Raw genomic sequence first — 14,683 nt, 5'->3', positions numbered from 1 at the left:
TTTTAAAACTCTGCGCCTAGTTTTTCTAAAGCATTTCTAGCGGCGGCTTGTTCGGCTAATTTTTTGGATTTACCTGATCCATGTCCAAGCAGTTGCTCTTTGCCCCAAACTTCAATAGCAAAGAGTCGTTCGTGAGCTGGACCCACGGCTTCAACGACCCGATATTCGATTTTAATATCGCCGTCTTTTTGCAATACTTCTTGGAGACGCGTTTTGTGATCCATCTCATGGGAAAAAACACCAGCTTTAATTTTAGGAAAGACAACTTTTTCTAAAAATCCACGAACCGCAATTAATCCTTGGTCCAGATAAAAAGCACCAAGAAACGCTTCGAATAAATCACACAACAACGCTGGCCGACTTCTGCCGCCGGAAGCTTCTTCGCCTTTACCCAAATTTACAAATTGATCAAAGCCAACTTGTTGGGCAAATTTAGACAAGGAATCTTCTTGGACGACCCGCGAGCGCATTTTTGTTAATTTACCTTCTGGCACATGGGGAAATTCATCGTATAAAAATTTAGAAACTAAAATTTCCAAAACGGCATCGCCGAGAAATTCTAGTCGTTCATTATCTTCTAATTGTAAATAGCGATGTTCATTCACATAAGATGAATGGGTAAACGCTTGTTCTAAGAGATTCACATCATGAAAAACGATTTGGAAATTTTCTTTTAGTAAATCTTGGAGTTGCTTATCCATGACTAACACCCTTTTTAATAAATTTTTCTGACTTGTTCATTATAACGTTTTACTGGTCTATAAACAAACAGCGACACTAGTCTTAGACTAATGCCACTGGATTGAGCAAATTAATTTAAATGTAAGGCAATATAATCGACAGCCGCTCCGACTGTTTCGATTTGCTCAGCATCTTCATCAGATATTTCAATGCCAAATTCATCTTCTAAATCCAAAACAAATTCCATTACTGAAATCGAATCGGCGTTTAGATCATTTTGTAAGCTTAAAGTATCGGTAATTTTTTCTTGGGCTACATCAAAATGTTTTTCAATGATTGAGGCCACTTTGCTAAAAATTTCGTTTCGCGTCAAAATAACACCTCCCAACAAAAGTCAAATGCACGAACACTTCTAAAATATTGTACTGATTTTTTAGTCATTTGTCTAGTTTTTTTGTGAAATCTGGTGCATAAATACTATTTTCTTAAGCTTTTTCTTCTTCAAAATGAGCTACTAAATCTGGAATCAGTCCGCTTTTCACCATTTCTTCAATTTGATAAATAGTTTGGGCCACCGCTTCTTTTTCAGTTGAACCATGCGTTTTAATCACTGGCGCTTTTAAGCCAAAGAGCACGGCACCACCATGACTAGAATAATCAAGGGCGTGTTTGACATTGCGCAAAGCAGGTTTTAATAATAATGCACCAACTTTTCCCCGCACGCCGGCTTCATTAATCGAAGCTTTAATTAAATCCATCATAGTCATTGCTGTGCCTTCAATGGATTTTAAAACGGCATTGCCGGTAAATCCGTCCGTCACTACTACATCAGCTGCCCCTTTTAATAAATCACGAGCTTCCACATTACCAATAAAATTAATAGCGAAATTTTCTTTTAAACGGCCAAAAGTTTCTTTCGTCAATTCATTTCCTTTTGAATCTTCCGTACCATTATTTAAAAGAGCGACTCGCGGATTTTTAATATGGCGAATTTTTTCAGCATAAAAGCTTCCTAAAATAGCATAATTTACTAAATGCTCTGGCCGATTGTCCGCATTCGCACCAAGATCAATCATATCAAATCCTGCATCAGAACCTACTACAGGTAAAGTCGATAATAATCCGGGACGTTCTATATTTTTAATCCGGCCAACAATCAGTAAACCACAAGCTAAAAGAGCGCCAGTGTTTCCTGCTGAAAACATGGCATCGGCTTCTCTATTTTTCACTGCTTGAGCTGCTAAAACCATCGATGCTTGTTTTTTACGACGAATCGCTTTTACCGGTTCATCGTCTCCGGTAATTTTTTCTGTCGTATGAACGACGGTAATTCTTTCGTGACTAGTTAAAAGCGGATTGATTTGTTCTTGGTCGCCAAATAAAATAAATTCAATTTCTGGTGTCTTTTCGTGGGCTAATAAGACCCCTTCAACAATCGCCTTTGGGGCAAAGTCGCCGCCCATCGCGTCAACTGCAATTTTCATATTATGCTCCTTACTTGTTTTTGTTTAGTATAACATAGCTTCTAATCAAAATAACTGGAAAAAACTTGTTGAGCAAGTGCTTCTTTAAAAGGCGGTCGTTGTAAAATTTCAGCCGAACGCTCGTTAGCTAAAAGTTGTTTCGCTTCTTGTTGGGCAAGTTGTAAAATATCTTCATCGCGTGCTAAATCCCCTACTTGAAATTGTGGCAAGCCTGATTGTTTTTGTCCGAAAAATTCTCCCGGCCCCCGCATTTCTAAATCTTTTTGCGCCAAAACAAAGCCATCAGTAGTTTCAGTCATAATTTTCATCCGCTCTTTGCCGTTTTCCCCTTTTGGATCAGCTACTAAAACACATAACGAAGCTTTACTCCCTCGACCAACGCGCCCTCTTAACTGGTGTAATTGGGATAAGCCAAAGCGATCGGCGTCCATAATAATCATAAACGTCGCATTAGGAACATCGACTCCTACTTCAACAACTGTCGTGGTAACTAAGATTTGAATATTATTTTCTTTAAACTGGCCCATGATTTCATTTTTTTCTGCTGAGGTCATTTGTCCATGAAGCAAGCCGACTTTTAAATCAGGAAAATTCGCTTGTGTTTCGACAAATAAAGCTTGGGCATTTTCTAAATCTAATGTTTCTGATTCACCAATTAACGGCGACACCAGATAGGCTTGATCGCCGGCTTTAATTTTCGGCGCCATAAATTCCATTACTTGATCAAATTGCGGCGGGCGCACCCATTTAGTTAAAATTTTCTGCCGGCCTTTTGGTAATTCATCAATAATGGAAACATCCATCTCGCCAAATGCTGTAATCGCCAGCGTTCGAGGGATGGGCGTTGCGGTCATAAAGAGAACTTCTGGGAAATGTCCTTTTTCTCGCAAAGTTTTTCTTTGATTGACCCCAAAACGATGTTGTTCATCGGTGACCACAAAGCCTAAGTTTTTAAATTGCACCGTCTCTTGAATCAAAGCATGAGTCCCAATCACTAAATTCATTTCACCATTGGCTAATTGGGCTAAAATCTCTCTTTTTTCAGCGGTCTTCGTGCTGGAAGTTAAAAGTCCGACTTTAATTGGCGTTTCTTTTAATAATTTTTGAAACGTTTCAAAATGTTGTTGGGCTAAAATTTCCGTTGGTACCATTAAAGCTGTTTGCGCGCCTGCGGTAATGGCGGCGTACATGGCTAACAGAGCGACAATTGTTTTCCCGCTCCCCACATCGCCTTGTAGCAATCGTTGCATGTGAATCGGCTGCAAAAGGTCACGACAAATTTCATTGGTGACTTTTTTTTGGGCGGTCGTTAATTCAAAAGGCAAAGTCTCAATAAATTGTTTTAACTTTTGATTATCAAAATGAAGAGTGGAGCCAACATTTTTTTGTTGTTCTTTTTGTTTGAGACTTAGCATTTTTAATTGGAAATAAAAAAATTCTTCAAAAACTACTCGCCGGCGACTCTCGTGTCCTTGCGTGGCATCTTTTGGAAAATGCATGGCATATAATGCGGTGGCTCGGTCGAGTAGTTGATATTTTTTAATTAAATCTGCTGGTAAAGTTTCGGTAATATAACTGCTGTAATCGGCGAAAGCTTGATGAATGATTTTAATTAATCTCGCTTGCGATAAACTTTTCACCACATGGTAAACCGGTTGAAAATCAGCCGTCACTGCTTGTCCAAAAATTTTCATCCCAGTCAGGGCTCTTTTTTTCGCGTCCCATTTACCAAAAACTGCCAAATTTTCCCCTAAAATAATTTTTTGGGCTAAATATGGCTGATTGAAAAAAGTCACGTTAATAACGACGCCGTCTTGCATTAACCGAAACGCCAGCCGAGATTTTTTCGGACCGTAATAATTTACTACTGCATCAGAAACTACTAAGCCTTTTAAGACCACTTTTTCCCCGTCAAAAATTTCAGTAATTTCCCGCTCTTTAATATCATCGAAACGAAAAGGAAAATAGGTTAGCAAATCCAAAATCGTTTCAATACCGACACTAGCCAAATCTTCTAACATCTTAGGGCCGACTCCATTTAAAACTGCTACTGAATCTTGTAAGCTTGCCATTTTTCCCCTTTCTTATGTAAGAAAGGTTGAAACACAATTTTGCGTTCCAACCTTTTTTTATTTTTTTAATTTCTAAAAATCTTATTCAGCTGAAAATAAATATGGGTAAACTGGTTGATTGCCTTCATGTACTTCAATTTCTAAATGTTGAAATTTCTCATTCAATTGTTCAGATAATTTTTCAGCACTTTCTTGCGTTGCGCCGTCGCCAAAAATAATTGTCACAATTTCGGTGTCGTCGTTAATCATTTTAGCCAAAGTATCTAGTGAAGCAGCCGCTAAATTCGATTCGGAAATGACAATTTTACCATCGATCATTCCTAAGTAATCATCTTTTTTAATTACCACACCATCAATAGATGTGTCTCTAACGGCAGTAGTCACTTGACCTGAAACAACTTCTTTAGCCGATGCGGTCATACTTGCATGATTATCAGTTAAATTCCCTTCTGGATTATAACCTAACATCGCCGTTAACCCTTGAGAAATAGTTTTAGTTTCTACTACATCAACGGCCACTTCAGCCACTTCAGCTGCTTGACTCGCCGCCATGAAAATATTTTTATTGTTTGGCAAAATTAAAACATTTTTCGCATTGACGTCTTGAATTGCTTTTAAAATATCTTCGGTGCTAGGATTCATCGTTTGTCCACCAGAAATCACATAGCTTGCCCCTAAACTTTTAAATAATTCTTGCACGCCACTTCCAGCAGCAATCGCAATGACCGCCAATTCTTTTGGCGCTGGTTTAAACTCAGCAACTTCTTGATCATGTTCCAAAATCGTTTCGTGTTGCAAACGCATATTGTCCACTTTAATTTTAATTAATGAGCCAAATTTTTGTCCGTAATTCATCACTTCACCAGGTTGTTCGGTATGGACATGGACTTTAACGACTTCATCGTCATTAACTACTAGTAACGAGTCACCAATTTTATCCAAATGATTGCGGAATGTATCGTAATCAAAAGTATCTGTAACGGTTGGACCAGTGCCTAAAGAAACCATAATTTCTGTACAATAGCCAAAATGAATATCTTCTGTAGCCATATGTCCTTGAACGGCACGATGATGTTGCACATTAACCATTTCATCCATTTCAGCAGGCGTTGGTTGATAATTTGTTGTTTCGCTAATTTTTCCAGTTAAACTTTCTAAAAATCCTTCGTACACAAAAACCAATCCTTGACCGCCAGAATCTACTACGCCAACTTCTTTTAAAACAGGCAATAAATTCGGTGTGTTAGCTAGAGAAATTTTGCTAGCTTTTAAAACAGCCGTCATAACTTCAGTAGCATCGTCAGTATTATTCGCCGCTTTAATGCCGGCTTTTGCTGCTTCTCTAGCGACGGTTAAAATCGTTCCTTCAACAGGTTTCATCACTGCTTTATAAGCTGTTTCAACGCCGTGGGCAAAAGCTTGCGCTAAATCTTTGCCGCCAAGTTGATCAACGTCAACAATTTGTTTAGCAAAGCCACGAAATAATTGCGATAAAATAACGCCGGAATTTCCTCGAGCGCCCATTAATAATCCTTTTGATAAATGTGTAGCTAACTGACCTACTTTTATTTCATGGGCATCAGCGACAGCTTTTGCACCACTAGTCATCGACAAATTCATATTTGTTCCTGTGTCACCATCAGGCACCGGGAAAACATTTAATGAATTGACATATTCAGCATTGACGCCTAAACGATTGGCTCCTTGTTGAATCATTTGCTGAAATTTTTCTCCGGTAATTGTATTTACACTCACGATTAATCCTCCTCAAATCTCGACTTAGTCTGGTAACACACGAACGCCTTGAACGTAAACATTCACGGAATTTGCGCTAATCCCCAACATGGTTTCTAAATTGTATTTTACTTTTTCTTGGACATTTTTAGAAACTTCCGAGATCTTCGTGCCATAACTAATAATCGTGTAGACATCAACGGCCACACCATTTTCTTCTTGACGAACAACAACGCCTCTTGAATAATTTTCTTTACGTAAAATTTCATTTAAATTGTCACGAATTTGATTTTTGCTGGCCATCCCGACGATGCCATAAATATCAGTTGCTGCTCCACCAACTACAGTGGCAATGACTTCATTAGCAATTTCAATCGTCCCGGCTGGTGTTTTAATTTTGACTGCCATCGGAAATCCTCCTTTTAAAATTCATTTTTAACATTTCATTTTCAGTTTAAAAAAATGGAAAATAAATTCCCATTTTCTTTGACAATTCTATCATACCCCGGCTGGAAAATAAAGGAACGTTAAAAAAAGCAGCCGGATTTAATGAAAAAAAATAGTTCAACTTGGAATTTTACTTGCATTGACCAGCTATTTATGCTAAATTATTCTAGTATGAGCTTAAGTTAGCTCGAAGATCGAAGCAAAGGAGGAACAACAAATGGCAAAAGTATGTTATTTTACCGGACGTAAAACTCGTAGCGGTAATAATCGCTCCCATGCAATGAATGCATCTAAACGTACCGTAAAACCTAATCTGCAAAAGGTTCGTGTTTTAATCGATGGCAAACCTAAAAAAGTCTGGGTGTCTGCTCGTGCTTTGAAATCAGGTAAAGTTGAACGCGTTTAATTTCATAAAAATAAAACCGGTGAGTCTAACTCATCGGTCTTTTTTTATTTGATCGCGACTTTGAATCACGGCTATAACTCCACTATCAAAGGAAAATTCAGCCGTACTTCCGATAAATTCATTACTAGCAAATGAAAAAGGTTGGCTGACAATTTGATTATCCAACGTGTAGCGACTTTTAGTTAAACTAAGATTGACAACTGGAACAAGCGCCACATAAGCTAAATAAGTCATCTCCGGATTTTTTTCAATCGTATATTGACCTGGGGCGAAAAAATTAATTTGATTGTCGGAAGATTGCAATTGGATTTTTTTCATTACCGGATAAAATCGACTTTCTAATGGCAAATATAAATTAGCCAAAAAATGATCTATCCGTCCGCCAATCGCCCCTAATAAAATATATTGCGTAGCTTCAGGAAATTTTTCTAGCGCTTTTACTAACGCAGCTTGCGTATCGGTATCATCTTTTTCAGCGGGCAGTAAAATTACTTCAGGCGTTTCTTTTTTCACTTTTTCTAATTGGCTCGCACTTAATGAATCAAAATCTCCCACCGCTAAAGCTAGTTTGAAGCCTGCTTCAATTAAAAAATAAGCCCCATAATCAATCCCCACGAGTTGATCGTCGGGATTGATTTTTTTTAAAAATTGTTCAGCAAAGTCTTTTTCCAAATGACCTGCCACTAAAACTACTTTCATGCTAAGGCCTCTTTTAATGTTAGAATTTTTTCAGTAGGATTCTCACTATTAAAAATAAAAGATCCTGCGACAAAAACATTGGCGCCAGCTTCTTGACAAGTTACAGCAGTTTTTTCATTAATACCGCCATCCACTTCAATATCAAAATCAAGGCCTAATTTTTTTTGTAACTTTTTCAGTTCGACAATTTTTTCAACCGTTTCTGGAATAAATTGTTGGCCGCCAAAACCAGGATTGACTGTCATCACTAAAACTTGATCGACTAATGATAAAACAGGTTCAATCATCACTACCGGCGTTCCGGGATTAATGACCACCCCAGCCCGAGCGCCGAGTTTTTTAATTTGTTGTAAAACTCCATGCAAATGAACGGTACTTTCTTGGTGAACCATAATAATATTAGCACCTGCTTTAGCAAAATCTTCCACAAAATTTTCCGGATGTTCAATCATCAAATGAACATCGAAAACTAGTTGCGAATCTTTTCTTAAAGCGGCCACAACATTTGGCCCAAACGTAAGATTAGGAACAAAATGGCCATCCATAATATCAATATGCAAGTACTGTGCGCCGGCCTTTTCAACAATTTGAACATCGCGGGCTAAATGGGCAAAATCAGCGGATAAAATCGAGGGGGAAATTTTCATTAGTTAGACTCCTTTTTTATACTGCGGTTTTTTTTCTTTAATCTCTTTTAAAAACTGTTGATAATTTTCGTAACGACTGTTTAAAATTTCGTGATGTAACACTGCTTCTTTAACCGCGCAACCTGGTTCATTTGTATGAGAACACTGGCGGAATTTGCAGCCGGCACTCGTCTCACCAATTTCCGGAAATAAATACGGCAACACTTCTGGAGTCATCTCATCAGGAAAATCCAAAGAACTAAATCCTGGTGTGTCGGCAATTAATCCATTGAATAAGGGATGCAGCTCCACGTGGCGCGTAGTATGGCGACCACGGCCAAGACTTTCTGAAATTTCACCGGTGGCTAAAGTTAAGTCCGGTGCTAATTCATTTAATAAAGTCGATTTGCCAGCTCCAGATTGACCCATAAAAACCGTCAGCTGATGAGGAAAATATTTTTCCAGTTCATTTTTGTTACTTAAAATCACCGGATAGCCAATTTTTTGATAATCTTTTTGCACTGTTAAAAATTCATCTTGATCGATATCTTCGACTAAATCAAGTTTCGTGACAAAAAGTAAAGCTGAAATTTTGAAAAATTCTAAATGCACTAAAAAGCGGTCCAATAAATTTAGCGAAAAATTAGGTTTTCTAGCACTCATGACTACCACACCTAAATCAACATTGGCCACGGTGGGACGAATCATTTGATTTTTTCGCGGTAAAATTTCTTCTAAAGCGCCGTCTGTTTGATTGGCCGCTGAAAATTCTACATAATCGCCAACGAGGGGGGCTAATTTTTTTTGCCGCAAAATTCCTCGTCCGCGCGTTTGAAAAATTTCTCCTTGCACTGTAGCTACATAATAAAATCCACTGACTGCTTTAATAATTTGTCCTTGCAAAAATCCACCTCCGTTATTCATTCATTCTATTTTAACACAAAAAAAGCAACCAAAATCTTGTGAGGTTTTGATTGCTTTTTTTATTTATTTTATGGTTGTTCGCTTGAAGATGTTGGCGTTGATTCTTCCGTTGATGATTCTACTGTCGATGATTCCGGTGTGGAAGAACTTGGCGGCGTTACCGCTTGTGGTCCCGATGAAATAACTACCGAAATTGTGGCGCCGACTTTAACAGTCGAACCCGATGCTGGATTACTAGAAACAGCCAATCCTTTAGCAACCGTACTGCTGTATTCTTCTACATAAGTCACATACAAACCATTATCGGTCATATATTGTGAAATTTGCGTTTTTGTTTGGCCAGCAAAACTTGGCAAAGTAATTACTTCTGGTGCCTGGCTAACAGTTAAGGTGACATTATCTTCTTTAGGATTTAAAGAAGTGCCACTGGCAGGATCTTGTGAAAGGACAGTGTTAGCCGCTTGTGTTGATTCGAGATAAACAATTTGAATTTGGCTACTAGAAAAACCTAATGCTAATAAAGAATCGGTGGCTTCACTTTCTGTGCGGCCGACATAATTATCAATTTCTTTTAGTTCAGGACCTTTAGAAATCGTTAAAGTGATTACTTGATCGGGATTGGCTTTTTCTTTAGCTTCTGGATCTTGTTTAGCAACTAATTCCGCTTCAACATCAGCCGAAAAATCTTCTTCACTTTTAATATTTTCTTCTGAAAAACCTGCTTTAATTAATTGGCTAGTCGCTTCAGCCAAACTCATCTTGGTGACATCAGGCATTTCAATTTCTCCAGGACCAGAACTTACATATAAAATAACTTCCCGTTCTTCTTTCACCTCAGCGCCTGATTCTGGATCTGTTTTAACGACTAACCCTTTTTCAATCTCGTCATCGGCTACTTCTTTCACTTCACTTGCTACTTTTAACTTCGCGCTAATTAATTCATCAGTCGCTTCTTCCACTGTCAACTCGCTAACATCTGGCACCGTCACATCATCGGGCGCGCTAAGTGCCAAAGCAATGACTGTTCCTAAAATTAAAACAAGTGCCGCAACTAAACCGATAATTAATGGTTTGCGATTTTTTTTAGTTTTATTTTTCGGCGGCATCTCAGGTGCCACTGATGCGCTAGGTGTTTCATTTTCTTCAACATTTTCCATTTTTTTAAATGAAGTAGGCATTGGCGCATCTTTTGGAATCGGTCCTAAAATTACCGTGTCGCCATTTAAGCCCACGGGTTCAAAGCGCGCTTCATTGGCGCGAGAAATATCTAAACATGTTTTTAAATCTTCTGCCATGTCTTCCACCGTTTGATAACGATCCACCGGTTCTTTAGAAGTTGCATGTAAGACAACATTTTCTAATGCTTGCGGCAAATTCGGATCGGCCACTGTTAAAGAAGGCAAATCATTTTGAAAATGTTTTAAAGCAATAGAAACGGCCGACTCTCCGTCAAATGGCACTTTTCCAGAAAGCATTTCATATAAAATAATTCCTAGTGCATAAATATCTGACTGGCGAGTGGCCATGCCACCGCGGGCTTGCTCTGGCGATAAATAATGAACGGAACCGAGCATGCTGTTGGTTTGAGTAATCGAAGTTTCCGATAAAGCAATCGCAATCCCGAAGTCCGTAATTTTTACAACGCCGTCTTCATCAATTAAAATATTTTGCGGTTTTAAATCCCGATGAATAATGCGATGTTGATGTGCCAGGGCGATAGCTGATAAAATTTGTTCCATAATGTTTACCGCTTGTTGATACCGCAACGGCGAATTTTGGTGAATATATCTTTTAAGATCCATTCCTTTTACATATTCCATCACTAAATATTGCATGCCGTCTTCTTCACCGACGTCATAAACTTGCACAATATTTGGATGAACAAGTTCAGTGGCCGCCAAAGCTTCCCGTTGGAAACGACGAATCGCAGCTTGATCATTTTGAAAGTCAAAGCGCAATACTTTGACTGCAACTTGTCTTTTTAAAATAAGATCTTGCGCTAAATAAACATTCGCCATTCCACCTTGACCAATATTGCCGATGATTTTATAACGACCATTTAGTTTTTTGCCAATTTCAATCATGCCTTGCTCCTTTATTAAAGTCGATGACCATTACTGTAATATTATCGAGTCCGCCATTTTTATTAGCCGTCTCAACTAAAGTATTCACTTTTTCTTGGGTAGTGCGCTCGCTCATTAGAACTTCTGCTAAAACATCGTCGTCAACCATATTGGTTAAACCGTCTGAGCTTAGCAAAATTTGTTCGTCGCCAAAAATTTTCATGCTCATTACGTCAACTTCCACCGTGCCTGGCATCCCTACTGAACGAGTCACCACATTTTTTTGTGGATGGGCTTTGGCCATCGCCGGCGTAATTTCTCCTTGGTTGACTAATTCTTGGACGAGAGAATGATCCACTGTAATTTGCCGCAACTGTTGGTTTTTCAATAAATAAGCCCGCGAATCACCCACATGAGCCAAAACAAATTCGTCTTCAAAAATAATTAAAGCCACAACGGTTGTTCCCATGCCAAAAAAATTCGGATTTTCTTGACCTTTAGCATAAATCCGTTGATTTTCATTTTGGAGCTGTTGAATAAACCAGTAGGTGGCTTCTTGCGCACGCTCAAAAGAAGTCTGTTTAAATTGTTCCCCTAATTCTTCCACTGCCATTTTTGAAGCAACGTCACCGGCTAAATGTCCACCCATGCCGTCAGCAACAATAGCTAGCGTTTGGTTTCTTTGATTTTTAAAGAGCCCGGCAAAGTCTTGATTGCTTCTGCGTTTTAGCCCTTGGTCCACTAAATATTGGATCTCCATCATTTCACCTTCTCAAAAATTTCCTAAGCAATTTTTTTCAAACGACTAATAAAAAAGCCGTCTGTCCCGAAATCTTGCGGATAAATCGTTAATGTATCCACTGTTCCTGCAAAATCTGTTTTTATTTGTTCCAAAATAAATTCTGGATGACGTTTCAAAAATTCTTGCACGACTTCTTCATTTTCTAAAATATTAATCGTACATGTACTGTAAACCATTATACCCTCTAATTTCAAGACTTGTGCGCAACTTTCTAAAATTTCCAGCTGAATTTCAGGCAATCTTAGAAAATCTTGGGGATTTTTTTGATATTTAATATCTGGTTTGCGCCGCATCAGACCAAGACCTGAACATGGTGCATCAACTAAAATACGATCAAAAGAATTTTTTTGGAATTGTTTATGGGCTAGTCTGGCATCGCCAATTTCTGCCCAAATTTTTTCAGTCACATGAAGACGTTCCGCATTTTCTTCAATTAATTTGACTTTATGTTGATGAATATCAATCGCGGTTACCCGACCCGTTGTTAAAAAACTTGCGATATGTGTCGTTTTGCCACCAGGAGCCGCACAAGCATCTAGCACTTGGGCATCTTCATGGACATCTAAAATCGGCGCCACTAACATCGATGTTTCATCTTGAATAGTGATGAGTCCTTGTTCAAATAAAGAAGAACCGGCTAAAAATCCTTTTTCCCCCACTAGTCCAGCTGGCGAAAGACGAGAAAATTCTGTTTCAATTCCTTCTTTCGTTAATTGCTGTTGGGCATATTTGCGGGAAATTTCAGACAGGTCCACCCGAGCTGAAACGCGACTTGGGGTTAGCAAACTTTTTGCTAAGGCGCTAGTTTTTTCAAATCCTAATTGTTGATCTAAAAAAGTTAATAAAGGTAACGGGAAACTAGCTTCAATAGACAAACGTTCTAGCGGATCAGTAATTTCATCGAGATTTCTTTTGCCATTTCTTTGGACGTTTCGTAAAACACCATTAATTAATTTTCCTAGACCGGTATGACCATATTTCTTGGCAATGTCCACTGACTCATTTAAAATCGCATGATCAGGTACTCGGCTTAAAAAAATCATTTGGTAAAGGGCGCTTTTTAATAAAACATTGACCCAAGGCAAAATCTTTTTTTGTTTTTCAAGATAAGGTGCCAGTTGATAATCTAAATATAGAGAATACATAATCGTGCCGTAGACAATTTCGGTAAAAAGCCGGCCGTCTTCCGGACTTAATTTATTTTTTTTAATCGTTTGTTTCACTAGGAGGTTCGAATAGCCACCGTTGTGACTTTGTTCAATCGCCGCCATAGCTAAAAAACGCGGATTTCTTTTAAATCCTTCAGGAACTTTTTTCATTCAAAAACCATCCCAACTTGTAATTCTTTACTAGCGCCTTTTAAAAATTCGGCGGTCGTCATTTGTTTTTTTCCAGCTGCTTGAATTTGTTGCACATCTAAAACAGAATTTTCGCCACACGCAATCCAAATTTTATCATCCGCCGCTAAGACAGTTCCGCAGTTAGCATTCGTTACCTCAGTTGCCACAGTAGCTTCCCAAATTTTAAAGCGCGCTTCATTTGATAATAGCGCAAAAGCTCCTGGAGCCGGGCGCAAGCCGTGAATTAAGCGAACAATCTCTTTGGCCGGTTTTTCAAAATTAATTTTTTCTTGTTCTTTTGTAATATTCGGAGCAAAAGTCACTAGCGTTTCATCTTGCGGCACTGGTTTTAGGCCGGCGATAATTTCTGGTAAAGTTTCCAATAATAAATCGCGGCCAACGATAGAAAGTTTATCAAATAATAAACCTGTGTCATCTGTTTTGGCAATGGGAATTTCTTTTTGGGAAAAAATCCCGCCAGCGTCCATTTTTTTCACCATTTCCATAATTGTGACGCCAGTTTTTTCATCGCCATTTATCACGGCATAATGAATCGGTGCGCCTCCTCGATATTTTGGTAATAAAGAGGCGTGAACGTTCAGCGGAAAAATTTTGGCCGCTTGTAATAATTTTTCTGGTAAAAATTGACCGTAAGCGGCCGTCACGATAAAGTCTGGCGCTAAAGCAATAATTTCTTGTAGTTCGTCTGAGCCGGATAATTTTTCTGGTTGAAACACAGGAAGATTAAGACGCGTTGCTGCCATTTTCACTGGAGTTGGGGTCAATATTTTTTTGCGTCCGATCAATCGATCTGGTTGAGTGACCACAGCGAGTACTTGATAATTTTCATTTTCTACGAGTCCTTCTAAAATTGGCACACTAAATTGTGGCGTACCCATAAAAATAATACTAGTCATGTGTGTGTTCCTCCATCCATTGATCAACATTTTCTAAAGCAATTTGTTCGATAATTTTTTCAGTGAATAAATGTCCGGCCAAATGATCCAGCTCGTGTTGCACGCAGCGGGCTAAATAATCATCAGCTTCAAGCTCCATTAAATTTCCTTGGCGATCAAAATATTCTACGAGTACTTGATCAAAACGTTCCACCGTTCCATAAACATACGGCAGCGATAAACAAGCTTCCAAATCAAGATTAACGCCGGAACCTTTTAACAGACGCGGATTAATCATTTCAATCACTTCATCTTCTTCATCTATTTGAATGACACAAACTTGTTGCATCACGCCGACTTGGCACGCGGAAATGCCGATGCCATCGTGGGCAATCATGGTCTCATATAAGTCGTCTAGTAATTGTTCGGTATCTTCAGTAATTTCCACCACCGCCTGACTGGCTCTTTGCAGCCGCTTGTCAGGGGCAATAATCACAGGTATTATCATG

15 protein-coding genes are annotated in these 14,683 nt (G+C 38.7%); 1 reads left to right on the top strand and 14 read right to left on the bottom strand.

Annotation, left to right across the window (positions count from 1 at the left end; genetic code table 11):
* Positions 1-2: 2 nt before the first annotated feature.
* The 6 genes from rnc to BQ5341_RS01435 all read right to left on the bottom strand — a co-directional run bounded on the left by rnc (position 3) and on the right by BQ5341_RS01435 (position 6,379).
* Positions 3-701: a ribonuclease III gene (gene rnc / locus BQ5341_RS01460; protein WP_071130286.1), complete on the bottom strand. Its 699-nt coding sequence runs from the start codon at positions 699-701 to the stop codon at positions 3-5.
* Positions 702-811: 110 nt separating this feature from the next.
* Entirely contained in the window at positions 812-1,054 is a 243-nt protein-coding gene (gene acpP / locus BQ5341_RS01455; RefSeq protein ID WP_071130285.1) for an acyl carrier protein, read from the bottom strand.
* A 112-nt stretch (positions 1,055-1,166) separates the two neighbouring features.
* Positions 1,167-2,165, bottom strand: coding sequence for a phosphate acyltransferase PlsX (plsX, locus tag BQ5341_RS01450; protein ID WP_071130284.1), 999 nt, complete (start codon positions 2,163-2,165; stop codon positions 1,167-1,169).
* A gap of 41 nt (positions 2,166-2,206) precedes the next feature.
* Positions 2,207-4,237 carry an ATP-dependent DNA helicase RecG gene (gene recG, locus BQ5341_RS01445; protein ID WP_071130283.1) on the bottom strand — a complete coding sequence of 677 codons (2,031 nt, stop codon included), beginning with the start codon at positions 4,235-4,237 and terminating at the stop codon, positions 2,207-2,209.
* 81 nt (positions 4,238-4,318) lie between these two features.
* A complete protein-coding gene (locus tag BQ5341_RS01440) occupies positions 4,319-5,992 on the bottom strand; it encodes a DAK2 domain-containing protein (protein WP_071130282.1) in 1,674 nt (557 codons plus the stop codon).
* A gap of 24 nt (positions 5,993-6,016) precedes the next feature.
* Positions 6,017-6,379 (bottom strand): Asp23/Gls24 family envelope stress response protein, encoded by a 363-nt coding sequence (locus tag BQ5341_RS01435; protein WP_071130281.1) that lies wholly within the window; start codon positions 6,377-6,379, stop codon positions 6,017-6,019.
* A 256-nt stretch (positions 6,380-6,635) separates the two neighbouring features.
* On the opposite strand from BQ5341_RS01435, the gene rpmB reads away from it, so the two are divergent.
* Positions 6,636-6,824 carry a 50S ribosomal protein L28 gene (rpmB, locus tag BQ5341_RS01430; RefSeq protein WP_071130280.1) on the top strand — a complete coding sequence of 63 codons (189 nt, stop codon included), beginning with the start codon at positions 6,636-6,638 and terminating at the stop codon, positions 6,822-6,824.
* Between the two features lie 30 nt (positions 6,825-6,854).
* On the opposite strand, the gene BQ5341_RS01425 is transcribed toward rpmB, so the two are convergent.
* The 8 genes from BQ5341_RS01425 to def all read right to left on the bottom strand — a co-directional run bounded on the left by BQ5341_RS01425 (position 6,855) and on the right by def (position 14,682).
* The gene (locus BQ5341_RS01425) at positions 6,855-7,523 is read right to left on the bottom strand and encodes a thiamine diphosphokinase (RefSeq protein WP_071130279.1); all 669 of its coding nucleotides are present in this window, start codon (positions 7,521-7,523) and stop codon (positions 6,855-6,857) included.
* Positions 7,520-8,170, bottom strand: coding sequence for a ribulose-phosphate 3-epimerase (rpe, locus tag BQ5341_RS01420; RefSeq protein ID WP_071130278.1), 651 nt, complete (start codon positions 8,168-8,170; stop codon positions 7,520-7,522). Before rpe ends, BQ5341_RS01425 begins: the two co-directional genes overlap by 4 nt.
* A gap of 3 nt (positions 8,171-8,173) precedes the next feature.
* The gene (gene rsgA, locus BQ5341_RS01415) at positions 8,174-9,073 is read right to left on the bottom strand and encodes a ribosome small subunit-dependent GTPase A (RefSeq protein WP_071130277.1); all 900 of its coding nucleotides are present in this window, start codon (positions 9,071-9,073) and stop codon (positions 8,174-8,176) included.
* Positions 9,074-9,141: 68 nt separating this feature from the next.
* Complete coding sequence (gene pknB / locus BQ5341_RS01410) at positions 9,142-11,157, bottom strand: Stk1 family PASTA domain-containing Ser/Thr kinase (RefSeq protein WP_071130276.1); 2,016 nt, start codon at positions 11,155-11,157, stop codon at positions 9,142-9,144.
* Complete coding sequence (locus BQ5341_RS01405; RefSeq protein ID WP_071130275.1) at positions 11,150-11,896, bottom strand: Stp1/IreP family PP2C-type Ser/Thr phosphatase; 747 nt, start codon at positions 11,894-11,896, stop codon at positions 11,150-11,152. The genes pknB and BQ5341_RS01405 overlap by 8 nt, the downstream gene beginning before the upstream one ends.
* A 23-nt stretch (positions 11,897-11,919) precedes the next feature.
* Positions 11,920-13,257, bottom strand: a complete 1,338-nt coding sequence (gene rsmB, locus BQ5341_RS01400) for a 16S rRNA (cytosine(967)-C(5))-methyltransferase RsmB (protein ID WP_071130274.1) — start codon at positions 13,255-13,257, stop codon at positions 11,920-11,922.
* Positions 13,254-14,195, bottom strand: coding sequence for a methionyl-tRNA formyltransferase (gene fmt, locus BQ5341_RS01395; RefSeq protein ID WP_071130273.1), 942 nt, complete (start codon positions 14,193-14,195; stop codon positions 13,254-13,256). Before fmt ends, rsmB begins: the two co-directional genes overlap by 4 nt.
* A complete protein-coding gene (gene def / locus BQ5341_RS01390) occupies positions 14,188-14,682 on the bottom strand; it encodes a peptide deformylase (protein ID WP_071130272.1) in 495 nt (164 codons plus the stop codon). The genes fmt and def overlap by 8 nt, the downstream gene beginning before the upstream one ends.
* Position 14,683: the final 1 nt, after the last annotated feature.

Source organism: Enterococcus timonensis (genome assembly GCF_900104595.1).
Classification (GTDB): domain Bacteria; phylum Bacillota; class Bacilli; order Lactobacillales; family Enterococcaceae; genus Enterococcus_J; species Enterococcus_J timonensis.
The sequence above is the reverse complement of the archived record's forward strand: the minus strand, read 5'-3'. Positions and strand labels throughout refer to the sequence as shown.

What these genes read in the sequence shown, in the direction of transcription:
- def (WP_071130272.1), bottom strand. Translation starts at nt 14,682, where the DNA reads ATGATAATACCTGTGATTATTGCCCCTGACAAGCGGCTGCAAAGAGCC.
- recG (WP_071130283.1), bottom strand. Translation starts at nt 4,237, where the DNA reads ATGGCAAGCTTACAAGATTCAGTAGCAGTTTTAAATGGAGTCGGCCCT.
- BQ5341_RS01425 (WP_071130279.1), bottom strand. Translation starts at nt 7,523, where the DNA reads ATGAAAGTAGTTTTAGTGGCAGGTCATTTGGAAAAAGACTTTGCTGAA.
- fmt (WP_071130273.1), bottom strand. Translation starts at nt 14,195, where the DNA reads ATGACTAGTATTATTTTTATGGGTACGCCACAATTTAGTGTGCCAATT.
- plsX (WP_071130284.1), bottom strand. Translation starts at nt 2,165, where the DNA reads ATGAAAATTGCAGTTGACGCGATGGGCGGCGACTTTGCCCCAAAGGCG.
- BQ5341_RS01405 (WP_071130275.1), bottom strand. Translation starts at nt 11,896, where the DNA reads ATGGAGATCCAATATTTAGTGGACCAAGGGCTAAAACGCAGAAGCAAT.
- rsmB (WP_071130274.1), bottom strand. Translation starts at nt 13,257, where the DNA reads ATGAAAAAAGTTCCTGAAGGATTTAAAAGAAATCCGCGTTTTTTAGCT.
- rsgA (WP_071130277.1), bottom strand. Translation starts at nt 9,073, where the DNA reads ATGAATAACGGAGGTGGATTTTTGCAAGGACAAATTATTAAAGCAGTC.
- pknB (WP_071130276.1), bottom strand. Translation starts at nt 11,157, where the DNA reads ATGATTGAAATTGGCAAAAAACTAAATGGTCGTTATAAAATCATCGGC.
- rpmB (WP_071130280.1), top strand. Translation starts at nt 6,636, where the DNA reads ATGGCAAAAGTATGTTATTTTACCGGACGTAAAACTCGTAGCGGTAAT.
- BQ5341_RS01435 (WP_071130281.1), bottom strand. Translation starts at nt 6,379, where the DNA reads ATGGCAGTCAAAATTAAAACACCAGCCGGGACGATTGAAATTGCTAAT.
- rnc (WP_071130286.1), bottom strand. Translation starts at nt 701, where the DNA reads ATGGATAAGCAACTCCAAGATTTACTAAAAGAAAATTTCCAAATCGTT.
- rpe (WP_071130278.1), bottom strand. Translation starts at nt 8,170, where the DNA reads ATGAAAATTTCCCCCTCGATTTTATCCGCTGATTTTGCCCATTTAGCC.